Raw genomic sequence first — 11676 nt, 5'->3', positions numbered from 1 at the left:
ACCCCGTGCAGGGCGTTCTCGCCGGTCGTCCCTCCTTGCCTTTCCCGCCGGCCCGTCCCCGCGCAGCAGGAGGAACCGGCCGCGCGGGGACGGGGCGACTCCCCGCCGGTGACGGGAGCGCCGGCCGCCCCTCCCCGCCCCGGCCGGGAACCGCCTGCGCGGCCTGACGCCACCCACATGATCGTTTCTGCGGTGAACCGCTACGCCCGCCCAGGTGATACAGCTGGCGCGCACGGCCCCGCGCGGGCGGCGCGCCGCTATCACCAAGGTCGTGATCACCCATATCCGGCGCGCCTCGGCCGCGGTCGTCATGGCCCTGGCCGCCCTCGCGCCCACCACCGCTCCCGCTCACGCCGACCAGACCCGTCTGCTGGAAGGCATCGCCGCCCTCCCCGTCGAGCCCGAGATCCGTACCGGCTACGACCGGGACCTCTACCCGCACTGGAAGGACCTCGACCGCAACGGCTGCCCCGCCGACAAGGACGTCCTGATCAACGAGGCGATCGAGGACCCCGTCGTCGGCCCGCGCTGCAAGCTGACCGGCGGCGTCTGGTACTCGTACTACGACGCCGAGGAGATCCACGGCTCCGGCCCCGGCCGGATCGACATCGACCACCTGGTGCCGCTCGCCGAAGTCCACGACTCCGGCGGGCACAGCTGGCCCGCCGAGCGCCGCAAGCGCTACGCCAACGACCTGGACAGCGAGACCACCCTTGTCGCCGTCAGCGCCCGCTCCAACCGACAGAAAGCGGACAAGGACCCGGCGGACTGGATGCCGATCCCGACCGCCCGCTGCCAGTACCTCGGCGAGTGGGTAGTGACCAAGCTCCGCTGGAACCTGTCCGTCGACCCCGCCGAACGCGACGCCCTCCTGCACTACGCCGCCGACTGCCCCAACGCCGCCCTCAGCTGGGCACCCGCAGCGTAACCCGCGCACTCCGCCCTGCTGCCCGAACGCTGCGGCCCGGCCGGCACCGCTGCTCGGCCGGGCGTTCCTACCCGCCCCGGCTCCGGAACCGGTGGAGGCCCGGCCGTGGCGCGTCCGGAGGATAGGCGGGCTCCACCGTGGGGCAGTAGCCATTCAGGGGTTCGGAATCCGGCACGAGGGCCCGGCGCTTCCCCGCTGGCCCGGGAACGCGGACGACCGCGGTCGCGTGCACGGGCCCACGACAGGATCACCGTCCCCACGGGCCTTCCCTCAGCCACCCTGACCAGGAACGGGGGAGGCACCCACCGGCTCCGGCTGGATGCCCCGCAGCTCCTCCTCGCCGACGACGCCCAGGGCGAGGACCGCCTCTCCGGCTGGACCACCGACGCCGACCACCTGGCCGAGCTGACTGCCGGCGAGTCCGGCGCTTCGATGCGCCGGCTGACCGTACTCGGCACAGACCCCCCTCGCCGTCACCGGCGACCTCCGGATGACCGACCGCTCCCGCGCCGGGTCCGGCGGCCTGCGCATCAGCGCTTCGAGCGGGCGATCCCCCATGGTGGACTCACGGGAAGAAATGCCCCGTTTGGGGTAATAGGATGAAATTCACCGGGGGTGCAGGTTCCAGGAGGGCCTCTTATGACTACGACCCTGGTCACTGGCAGTCCGACGAAGAACTGGCAAGAGCTGGTCACGCGAGGCCGGCGCCTCGTGCATTCGGAGACCACCGCTCAGTTCGCGCTGGGCGATCTGGCACTGGAGATGGTCCCGGTTCCCCCCAACGGGAAGCGGCCGCTCGCGAAGGATTACAAGCTCCTGGCGAACTACGCCGACGAGATCGGTCTGGAAGCGGAACGGTTCGAGGAGTACCGGCGTGTCGCGGCCGCGTGGCCGAAGGCCAAGCGCGCGAAGAAGGTGTGCTGGACCGTGCACGCGGTCTTCTCCTCGCGCAGCGACCGGTTCGAGCTGATCAACAATCCCCCGGTTTACCGGCGGACGGGGGAACGGATGTGGACCTGTGACGCCGCCAACCGCGAACTGGGCCGCAAGCCCCGCGTCGCCGAGACCAGCAGCGAGAAGGTGCGGCAGGTCCAGAGCATCATCGAGGAGGACGACGAGGTCGCCGCGGAGGTTGTCCAGCGGGCGATGAGCCGCCGCTCGGTCGTCAGCAAGGTGGCCGACAACCCGGAGGTCCGCGAGACCTTCAACCGGGCCCAGACGGCCCGGATCAGCCGCGCGCGGGAGGAGACCAGGAAGCGCCCCGAGGTGAGGCGCCTAGACGAGAACCGTGAGGTGCTCACCGTCCTTGGTCTGTGCAGCGCGTTCGCGCACGGAATCGGCAAGACGCTGCCCGGTCTGCACCTGGCGGAGCTCTCCGAGGACGCGAAGGAGTCGATCCGGGAGGGCCTGGAACGCGTCAACGCCGCCGTGGAGTGGACGGAACACGTCCTTCAGACCGGTAGCACCGATATGGATGCCGCCTTGCAGAAGCTGTTGTCAGAGGGGTGATACGTGGTTGCACAACGGCTGCCACGGCCCTCCGTACGCGCGCCAGGAGCGGCCTGACGGCAGTCGCGGCCCGAGACCTGCGCCGGGCGCGCTATACGGCCTCGTCTCGCCGCATCAGGGGGTAGGAGATGGTGGTCATGACTGCGCACCAGCGGCCTGAGGTACTCGCGCAAGCAGTGTTCGATGCCCTGCAACGGGCAGGGATGCGCGGGATGAGTCTCGCGGAGCTCATCGGGGAAACCGGCTACACCAAATCACAGGTCAGGCGTGGGATCGCTCTGCTGCGGGAGAGCCTGCCCGGCCTGAAGGGGACCGACGCGGTCTACACCTGGGACCCGAGCGATCGTGTGTACCGTACCTTCTATCTGCCAGAGGTCGCCGAGGTCTACGAGATCCTCCGGATGCGCAGCGAGGCGACGCGCAGCGCCCGGGTGCTGACCGGGACGATCATTCCTCATGCCCGCAAGTCCCGGAGCAAGCAGCTGCGGATGCTGAAGCGGCATTACGAGTTCGTCGTGGAGGAAGCCACTGAGCTTCTGGAACCTGCCGAGTGACTTCCTCCGTTCCCTCCGGCGGGCGCCGGGCGCGAGCCCCACACCCGCCGACGTCCGACGAGGTCGGCCGGGCCTAGAAGCGGCGCTCAGCGCGGTGAGGGGGCCGCGGCCGGGCTCGGGGACCGGCCGGCGGGAGCGTGCGGAGTGCCTGAGACGTTCATACGCTGGTGGTGCTCGGGGTGAGTGTGAAAGGTGTGCCATGCCCCGAGCGATCTGGTCCGGCGCGATCAGCTTCGGCCTGGTCAGCGTCCCGATCCAGGTGGTGAGCGCGACCGAGGACCACAGCATCCGCTTCCACCAGTACCACCTGCCCGACCAGGGCAGGGTCCGCTACCGCAAGGTGTGCGAGCTGGAGGACCGCGAGGTGCCCCAGGACGAGATCGGCAAGGGCTACGAGACCGCGACGCAGGTCATCCCGATCACGGACGAGGACCTGAGCAACCTGCCGCTGCCGACCGCGAAGGCGATCGAGATCGACGCGTTCGTGCCGCTGGAGTCGATCGACCCGATCCGGATCGCCGAGGGCTACTACCTGCAGCCCGCCGACCAGGTGGCGGCCAAGCCGTACAAGCTGCTGGTGAAGGCCCTGGGCCGCTCGGCCAAGGTGGCGGTGGCGAAGTACGCCTGGTCCGGCCGGGAGCGCCTGGGGATCCTCCGGGTCCGCGACGACGTCCTGGTCCTGCACGCCATGCGCTGGGAGGACGAGATCCGCGACCCGGCCGAGCTGCTCCCGCCGCCGACCGAGGTCACCGAGGAGGAGATCGCCGGCGCGCTCGCGCTCATGGACACCATGACCATCGACAAGCTGGAGGGCGAGGAGTTCACCGACCGGTACACCGAGGCGGTCGCGCAGATCATCGAGGCGAAGCGGGAGGAGAAGCCGCTCCCGCAGGCCCCGGAGCCGCAGGAGCCGACGCAGGTCCTGGACCTGATGGCGGCGCTGCAGGAGTCGGTGCAGAAGGCCCAGGCGTCCCGGACCGGGGACGCCGGGCCGGCGGAGGTGCATGAGCTGCCGACGCCGACGAGGAAGACGGCCGCGAAGAAGCAGCCGGCCAGGAAGACCGCGGCGAAGAAGTCGCCGGGCCGCCGGCCGCGTACCGCGTAGGCAGCGGTGGCGTAGGCGGCAGCCCGGGCACCAGGGGGGCGCACTGTCGGTGGAAGAACGGCCGCAGTCCCGTGACCTGCGCGCCCCTGGCAGGGGTTAGCAGGCATGAGACATCGACTGATCACCGCCGCCGTATCCGTGCTCGTCCTCGCTGTGGTGGGATCCGGGGCGCCGGCGCACGCGGACGCGACCGTGCACGAGGGCAAGGTCGGGCTGAGCGTCAAGGGGCAGGGGCTGAGGGTGCAGCGGGCCGGGGCCTGGATGGACGGGCACGGGCGGGGCGTCCGGGCCCGCCTCTACACCGTCTATGAGGGCACGCGCACGGACCTGACCCGGTGGCAGGACGCGACGCCCCGCAGCGTCGGGATCAGCAGGTTCTCGGATGTGGGCTGGAAGCTCAACCGGCGTTTCCGGCACGGGACCTGGTTGTGCGTCGAGTTCAACCGGGCTGATGGGGCTCCGTGTGCGCGGATCCATCGGTGACCGCGGACGTAGTGGTGGCCGCAGCCGGGCCTGAGCGGCGCGCGGTGCTGCGGGTCCACCCCTCTCGCGGGAGGTGAGTCGGGGGCGGCGAGGTGCTCGGCCGGGTTGCGCGGCTAACCCCCGCGTACCGGAAGGTGCGGCCACACCGCGGAAGGACCGCGTCGCCTTAGAGGTTGACGCTGTCGGGGATCTTGGTTGAGCGACCTCGTGTGCCTTAAAAGCTATGAGGAGAGCGGTGGGTGCCGGCCTCGGGGGCGGGTCAGGAGGGCTGTCGACCGGCCGGGTCCCCGCCGGGGTCGTCGGCCAGCTCGATGACGGCGGTGATTCGCTTGCCCACCGGTTCCCGGTGGACACAGAACGTCTGGGACACCGCCATGGTGATCTCAAGGCCGTGCTGGCCGATCCGTTCCGGGTCGGTTGCCTGGACCGCCGGCAGGGTGGTGCTGCTGTCCCACACGCTGATCTGGACGGCACCCTCGATGATCTCCAGGTCCAGAAGGCACGGGCCGGGAGCGTACTTGCGGGCGTTGGTGACCAGCTCGCTCACAACCAGCTGCACCATGCCCATCGCCCGCGCCGACACCGGCAGCCCGTGCACGGCCTGCACGGAGGTGAGGAAGTCGCGGGCCATCGCGCGGGCCTCGGCGATCTCCGCGCTGCCCTCGAACGCGGCTCCGGCCCTGATGGGACGGTCGGCCAGTGGGTCCTGGCCCTCATTCTGGGCAGCAGTATCCATCGACCCGCCTCACTTCCGAAGCGCCGAGCAGTGCCCACCCCGCATACCCCTGGAACACCGCAGCACGCGCAAACATGCGAGGATTGTTTCCAGAAATGTGCTGCGGGTATTCCTACCTGGGCAGAGTCGAGTGGAGGGAGCGGAACGTGAGCGAGCAGGCCGGGCAGTGGCACTTCCTCACCAACCACGCCAGGGTGCTGTTCGCCATCGCGCGCGACCCCGCCGCCCGGCTCCGCGACATCGCCGCGGTCTGCCGCATCACCGAGCGCACCGCGCAGAGCATCGTCACCGACCTCGAACAGGCCGGCTACATACGCCGCAAACGCGAGGGACGGCGCACTCGCTACATCCTCTGCGCGGACGGCACCCTCCGCCATCCAGCGGAGGCACACGTGCCCGTGCGAGAACTGCTGGACTTCTTCACCTCGCACGACGGCGGGCGCTGACCTCAGCGGTTCCGCTAACGGTCGCCGGTGGTGGTGGGAGGATTGGGGCCAGGCCGGAGGGGATCGGGCGGCTCTGGGTGGCGCTGGTGACCGTCACCGCCGTTTTGATCAGTCCCGTTGAGCCTCGCGGGAGTCCGGCTGCCCGCTTCTGCGGGAGCTTCGGCGGGTGATTCGCCTGGTCATGATGATGATTGCAGCCCTCTGACTCACACGCTCTGGGGCAAGTTGGTCGCGACCACCTTGAGAACGATCATCTCAGCCTGCGGGGTGGGTGGCGACGCGCCAGGACCGGGGCCGGGGAATGTGCTGCCAGTCAAGGAAGCCCTGGAGCGCAGTGGGGTTCCGGGGCTGCCGGGCGGGCGCCGGCGGCAGGTGGACGCCGATGCGTTCGAGGTTGACCGCGATGGCGGTCAGGACATGCTGGACGTGGGCCTTTTCTTCGCTGCGGTAGCGGCACTGGCGCATGCCGTGGCCGTTGACGAACTCGCTGATCGTGCTCTCGATGGCGGCCCGCAGCGAGTAGCGCGACAGCCATTCCTGGGTCTTCTGCTCGGTGCGGGATTCGGACTGGATGTCGTAGAGATCGCGCGGCAGGAAGGTGACCTTCCGGGCGTCGGTGCGGGTGCAGGCGGTCTTCACCGGGCACCGGCGGCAGTCGTCCGGAGCGAACTCGACGGTGACGTAGGGCGCGAGGGACGGCGGTGTCGACCACCGGCGGCTGACCTTGCCCTGCGGACAGGTGACCTGCTCGTTGTCCCAGTCGATGGCGAAGGCTTCGCGGTGGAAGACAGTGCCTTTGCGGGACTGGCGGGTGCTTCTGGCCCGGATCGGTCCGACCAGGCCGACGCCGTGCTCGCGGGCGACTTGCTGCTTGAGTGCGACGGAGAGGTAGCCGCCGTCGACGAAGTGCTCCTTCGACAGGAGGTCTCGCTGGTCGAGGTTGGCGAGGATGCCGGGAAGGGCCTTGGTGTCGTGGACGGCGGCCTTGGTGGTGGTCACATCGGTGATCACGCTCGGGGTGTCCGGGTCGCAGGTCTCGGTGACGTGGGCGAGGAAGCCCTTCCAGCGGGTCTGCCCGCGGCGCGCGTAGCGGGCACTCAGGTCGTAGGGCGAGACGATGGCGACGGCCGAGGGCGGCAGGCCAGCACCCTCCGCATCCCGCCACTTCGGGCGGTCCTGAGCGTCGATGCAGTAGTTCTGCACGAAGATCTGGCGCAGGGCTTGGACCTGCTCACCGTCACGCAGGGCGGGCAGGTAGCGGTGGACGTAGCGCAGGAGCAGGCGGACGTCCTCGCCGGTCTCCTTGATCCGGGCCTTGGGCCGGGAAGGGTTCTTCCCCAGCCGTGCCGCGCGGCCGTAGCGCTTGCCCCAGTCCTCGGTGATCAGGCCGACCAGCTCGTGCGGCGCCCGGCGAGCGAGTTCCTCCAGGGCGGCGCGCATGGCCTCGGTCACCAGCTCCAGGCGGGTCAGGTCCCGCACCGCGGCCAGGACGTGAGTGGAGTCGGTGCGCTGCCGGCCGCGTTCCCGGACCAGGCCGACGGCCCGGATCTTCTCCAGCGCGAGGCCCAGCAGCTTGTCGGCCCGGTCCTCCTCGGCCAGGCGCTCCCGGAAGTCGGCAAGGACGCTATGGTGGAAGCCGGGGTCCTCCAGTTCCATGCCCAGGGCGTACTTGAAGTCGATGCGGTTCCGCACAGACTCGGCGGCCTGCCGGTCGGACAGTTCCAGCAGGAACTGCAACACGGACACCGTGGCTAGCTGGGCGGGTGACAGGCCCGGCTTGCCGTCCCTGGGGTACCACTCCTCGAAGTCCTCGTCGTTCCACAGGCCGTTGAGGTGGTCGCGGATGGCCATGGCCGTGGTGCCCCTGGGGTTGCACGCCCGGGCGACCCGCACCGTCAGTTCGGGGACCACGCAGCCGGTACGGGGACGAACACACATCTCGGGATCCTCCGGGGTCGCGGGGCCACAACCGTCCCACCCGGGCAGATCACCGAGCCCGTGATTTCCAGCGCGGCCACCACGAACGGGTGAATGCCATCGGCACCGCAGTCACATGGGCACCAGCAGACACGAACGAAGCGTTCGCCTAACGGTCACAAGCACACCGCTACGGCCGCGCGGACCTCGCCCACCCGCCGCGCGAATCCCTGATCAGGGACAACGGACCGCTCCAACAGCAGGTCGATCATGCTGGACATCCCCGATTTCCAAGATCCCCGACAGCGTCAGCTACTTAGGAGTCCAACATGCCCAGTCCTGGTCGTACTGCCGTCTGCCGACGGGCGCCGCCGGCAGGTCGGGCGGGCCGCCGCCCAGGCGCCGCACATCCGCATTACCTACGCGGACTGACCGCCCTCCCCCGCCCCGGCTGACGATCAGCCGGGGCGTTTCCGTCGCTGCCCCTGAGGATGCTCATGCCGTCGTGCCCGCTGACCGCGCCCTCCCGGCCAGCAAGGAAGCCGCCGACGAGCTGGCTGCCCCCGGGGCCGAGGACATTCCACCCCAGCACATCCCTCCGGCCGCCTGACCCACCCTCGGGGCGGCACCGCACAACCCTCCCGAGGTGCAGGTGCCCGAGCAGGGCGGGCGCCGGACTGGCGGCGCTATGCCGTCCTATGTGATGCGGATCACGGTGGTCTTTACTGTGCCAGGCACCACGAGAAGGGGCGAAGGGGTGAAGACCGGGGACCTGCCCGGCGCCAGAGAACGGGCCCACGTCCATGACCCCGCTCCACTACGCCACGCTCACCATGCTCCTCTTCGGGGGCCTGGCCGTGTACGGCATCCGCCGGGTGCCGACCCGTGACGTCCGGTCCGCGCTCCGCACCGTCACCCGCGACCTGGTGGTCCTCGGGCTCGGTTCCCTCGCCCTGCTCTTGGCCGACCCCGCCGACGTCCCGACCGTCCTGCGGGCCGTCGTGTCCAGGTTCTGATCCTCAGGCGGCCCCCTCCGGCAACGTGCAGGGTTCGGTGCCGGCGGTACTGCCGTTCCGGAGGAACGGACCCCCAGCTCAAGTCCGTTCCGGGCTGCGGCGTCGGCTGGGTGAAATGTGCCTGGGCCTGCTTGAAAAACGCTGATCACCCCACCCCCTGGAGGGGGTGTCAGGCCGTGGTTGGGGTGGGTGAGGGCAACCGCTTTTATCGCTGTCAGGCATGTAAACCGATCGACTCATGGAGGGCTCCCAGCTCAACAATCGCTCAACTCAACTGGACGGCTTCGTCGCCTGATTGCAGCTCAGAAGCAACCTGCCGCGGGTTCTCGTGGCACCTGATGGGGCGGTGCGCATCACTGCGCATCAGCCCGGATGACCGGTCCGGATCGATCCGGACCGATCATCCGACGGGTGTCTGACGCCCGTCGGTGCGTGGGCCTGGGTGAGACAGACTGAACTTGCCAGGTGTTCCTTGTCCCATCGGTGAGCCGGGCCGGCCGCCGAGGTGGGGAAGCCATGTCCCCCGCAGAAGCAGTGCGCGACGCCCCGTCGACAGCCGTCGAACAGCGTCGACAACTCTCGGAGGAAACCTGTGTCCGTACTGCCCTGCGGGTGTCTGACGCCCGTCGGTGCGTGGGCCTGGGTGAGACAGACTGAACTTGCCAGGTGTTCCTTGTCCCATCGGTGAGCCGGGCCGGCCGCCGAGGTGGGGAAGCCATGTCCTCCGCAGAAGCAGTGCGCGACGCCCCGTCGACAGCCGTCGAACAGCGTCGTCGGTGGACGTTGCACGGCACCGGATCGGCGGATCCGCGTCGATCCGCCGCGGTGATGCGCACTGATGCGCAGTGGCGCGGACCAAACCGGCAGGACCCAAAATTAAATGCGCTAAATTCAAGCCCAAACTTCGAGTCGCGAAAATTGCGAGCGGTGAGATTTCACGGCTCCACGGCCTGTCGGATTTGACGGCGAAGCGCCGTAACATTTGCCCTCGTCGGCAAAATGCGTCACGGGATGCAAATCAGCAGCGATTCACGAAATGAGCGAGCAGGCGAAATTGTCACTGCGGCGTGGTACTCTGTGGGCACAGACGACTTCATGCCGTCTCCTACAGTCCACATAAGAGAGCCCCACGCTCGCACCGGAGATGTACGCACGCGGGGCTCTCGGGCGGTGTAGGACTCGATGGGCCCACCCCCTGCCCGGGGTCGGGCCCATCTGCGCTTCTCTAGCCGCAGGTCACCAGATCTTCAGGCCGTAGTAGACGGCCTGCATGCCGGAGCCCACGAGCCGGGCCGCGTCTGCGGCCCAGCGAAGAAGCTTCGCCCACACCGACGCCCCACCTCCCTCGGGAGGCACCTTGCCGGTGCTGTCCACCTGTCACCTCCTCTCGCCGGATGGAACCAGCTGGCGCCCACCCGGACAGCCGAAGAGGTAATGCCTCGAAGATACACCACTCGAAGGGCGCGATGCGCCCCAAGTGGCGGGCACGGGAACGCCTTTCGGGAACACGCTTTAATCCACGTGGATAAGCCCGCCGATAGGCCGGGTGTCTCTAACGTGATTAGCGGCGAGAAAGCCTGGTCGCGTTTTGCCGTAAACCCGCAGCTCAGAGGCCGTAAGGACGTTGGAGAGCGACTCGCCCGAGTGGCGTCACTGGCAGCAGCTCGGATTCCATCGATGGACACGGAGAGTAACAGGTGGCTGCTTAAAGTTACTGACCGGATCGTGGCAGGTCACCGACTTCCCTCGTTCCACCCACGCCGCCAGGGGGCGATCGGCGCCGGGCGCCCCGACGTCGGCACAGCGGCAAGCCGTCGACACTGCGCCCCGGACGGAGTCTTCTCCCGGCCTCCGAACCTAGAATCGAACGCATGGGCGAGGAGATTTCGGAGCCGGTGGAGGCTCGGCCGTGGCGTCCGGAGCACGGGCGGGCTCCCGCCCTGTCGACGTGGCCGCTCGCGGATCCGCCGGCGCTGTGGGTGCGGGCGGGGGGCCGCTGGCGGTGGGCGGAGGTCCGGGCCCGGCAGGACTGGCCCGACGGGCGGGTCGCCTACCAGGTCCTGGTCGACCTGGACGGGTCCACCACGATGCTGCTGCGGACGTACTGGTGGCCGCAGCCGGGCCTGCGCGTCGCGCGGCGCAGCGCGTCCGCCCCCTCGCGGGAGGCGGGCCGGGGCGGCGGCGAGATGCCCGTGTCGCACCACTCGGCCGCGGCCGGAGGAATCCGTCCGTCCCGGCCGGCGCCCACCGGCCGGTAGGGGCTCCGGCGGCCCGGGTCCTACAGCACCCCGTGCAGGGCGTTCTCCTTGAACCCGTCGTCCTGCTCGCGGTAGCGGCGCATGACCTTCGAGCCGGGGGCCCAGCCGCCCTGCTTCTCCGCGACTGCGTCGGGGTTGCCGGCGCGGGAGGACTCGGTGACCAGGCCGCGGCGGGGGCTGTGCCCGGTGGGCCGGATGTCCAGCTGTGCGCGGGCGCCGATCCGGGTNNGGCGAAGCTGTCGGGGTCGGGGTCCTCGCCCAGCTCGGCCCTCCAGCGGCGCCAGGCCCGCACCGGGCACAGGTGCGCCCGGGAGCCGAACGGCACCTCGACCGTGCGCGGAGCCACCTTGGACACCCGGACGTCCACGATGAGCCCGCGCCCCTCGGGGTCCTCGGTGATGTCCCGCACCCGCAGGTAGGCCAGCTCGTGCTCACGGCCGGCGATGGCGAAGTGCATGGTCATCAGGGCCAGGTCCCGGATGCCGAAGGTGTTCCGGGGCAGGGTGGCGGCGATCTGCTCCATGTGCCGCACGAGCAGGGCCGGCGCCGGCTCAAGCTGCAGCTGGCCGAGGACGTCGCCGAGGAGGCCCGCGCCCTGCTCAGGGCGAAGGTGAAGGAGATGGAGAAGAGCGGCGAGCGGCGCGGCCGGGGCCCGGCGCCGGCCCTGCTCGTGCGGCACATGGAGCAGATCGCCGCCACCCTGCCCCGGAACACCTTCGGCATC

12 protein-coding genes and 1 pseudogene are annotated in these 11676 nt (G+C 69.8%); 9 read left to right on the top strand and 4 right to left on the bottom strand.

Annotated features, from left to right (window positions below):
- The first annotated feature begins 214 nt into the window (after nt 1–214).
- Nucleotides 215–928, top strand: a complete 714-nt coding sequence (locus tag CCN44_RS10720; RefSeq protein WP_237481795.1) for an HNH endonuclease family protein — start codon at nt 215–217, stop codon at nt 926–928.
- A gap of 270 nt (nt 929–1198) precedes the next feature.
- Here the strand turns inward: CCN44_RS10720 and CCN44_RS10715 are convergent, their stop codons facing one another.
- Complete coding sequence (locus CCN44_RS10715) at nt 1199–1486, bottom strand: hypothetical protein (protein ID WP_086697485.1); 288 nt, start codon at nt 1484–1486, stop codon at nt 1199–1201.
- Between the two features lie 81 nt (nt 1487–1567).
- On the opposite strand from CCN44_RS10715, the gene CCN44_RS10710 reads away from it, so the two are divergent.
- The 4 genes from CCN44_RS10710 to CCN44_RS10695 all read left to right on the top strand — a co-directional run bounded on the left by CCN44_RS10710 (nt 1568) and on the right by CCN44_RS10695 (nt 4579).
- Nucleotides 1568–2437 (top strand): DUF6192 family protein, encoded by an 870-nt coding sequence (locus tag CCN44_RS10710; protein WP_143649691.1) that lies wholly within the window; start codon nt 1568–1570, stop codon nt 2435–2437.
- 137 nt (nt 2438–2574) lie between these two features.
- Nucleotides 2575–2991 carry a hypothetical protein gene (locus CCN44_RS10705; RefSeq protein WP_143649689.1) on the top strand — a complete coding sequence of 139 codons (417 nt, stop codon included), beginning with the start codon at nt 2575–2577 and terminating at the stop codon, nt 2989–2991.
- A 199-nt stretch (nt 2992–3190) separates the two neighbouring features.
- Nucleotides 3191–4096, top strand: a complete 906-nt coding sequence (ku, locus tag CCN44_RS10700; protein ID WP_086697482.1) for a non-homologous end joining protein Ku — start codon at nt 3191–3193, stop codon at nt 4094–4096.
- A gap of 105 nt (nt 4097–4201) precedes the next feature.
- On the top strand, nt 4202–4579 hold the full coding sequence (locus CCN44_RS10695) for a hypothetical protein (protein WP_143649687.1): 378 nt from the start codon (nt 4202–4204) through the stop codon (nt 4577–4579).
- A gap of 259 nt (nt 4580–4838) precedes the next feature.
- Here the strand turns inward: CCN44_RS10695 and CCN44_RS10690 are convergent, their stop codons facing one another.
- Nucleotides 4839–5315, bottom strand: a complete 477-nt coding sequence (locus CCN44_RS10690) for an ATP-binding protein (RefSeq protein WP_107502060.1) — start codon at nt 5313–5315, stop codon at nt 4839–4841.
- Nucleotides 5316–5461: 146 nt separating this feature from the next.
- On the opposite strand from CCN44_RS10690, the gene CCN44_RS10685 reads away from it, so the two are divergent.
- Nucleotides 5462–5761: a MarR family transcriptional regulator gene (locus CCN44_RS10685; protein WP_308406369.1), complete on the top strand. Its 300-nt coding sequence runs from the start codon at nt 5462–5464 to the stop codon at nt 5759–5761.
- A 255-nt stretch (nt 5762–6016) separates the two neighbouring features.
- Here CCN44_RS10685 and CCN44_RS10680 read toward each other — a convergent pair whose 3' ends face one another.
- A complete protein-coding gene (locus CCN44_RS10680; RefSeq protein WP_086697479.1) occupies nt 6017–7699 on the bottom strand; it encodes an IS1182 family transposase in 1683 nt (560 codons plus the stop codon).
- A 782-nt stretch (nt 7700–8481) separates the two neighbouring features.
- On the opposite strand from CCN44_RS10680, the gene CCN44_RS10675 reads away from it, so the two are divergent.
- On the top strand, nt 8482–8694 hold the full coding sequence (locus CCN44_RS10675; RefSeq protein WP_086697478.1) for a hypothetical protein: 213 nt from the start codon (nt 8482–8484) through the stop codon (nt 8692–8694).
- A gap of 1236 nt (nt 8695–9930) precedes the next feature.
- On the opposite strand, the gene CCN44_RS44355 is transcribed toward CCN44_RS10675, so the two are convergent.
- Complete coding sequence (locus tag CCN44_RS44355; RefSeq protein ID WP_158103086.1) at nt 9931–10068, bottom strand: hypothetical protein; 138 nt, start codon at nt 10066–10068, stop codon at nt 9931–9933.
- Nucleotides 10069–10565: 497 nt separating this feature from the next.
- On the opposite strand from CCN44_RS44355, the gene CCN44_RS10670 reads away from it, so the two are divergent.
- Both CCN44_RS10670 and CCN44_RS10660 read left to right on the top strand, forming a co-directional pair.
- Nucleotides 10566–10952, top strand: a complete 387-nt coding sequence (locus tag CCN44_RS10670; RefSeq protein ID WP_086697477.1) for a hypothetical protein — start codon at nt 10566–10568, stop codon at nt 10950–10952.
- A 451-nt stretch (nt 10953–11403) separates the two neighbouring features.
- Nucleotides 11404–11676 (top strand): annotated as a pseudogene (locus CCN44_RS10660) (hypothetical protein); the annotation flags it as partial.

The sequence above is a fragment of the Streptomyces tricolor genome (genome assembly GCF_002155905.1).
GTDB classification, from domain to species: Bacteria; Actinomycetota; Actinomycetes; order Streptomycetales; family Streptomycetaceae; genus Streptomyces; species Streptomyces tricolor.
Note: the sequence above shows the minus strand (reverse complement) of the source record. Positions and strands in the feature narration are given on the sequence as shown.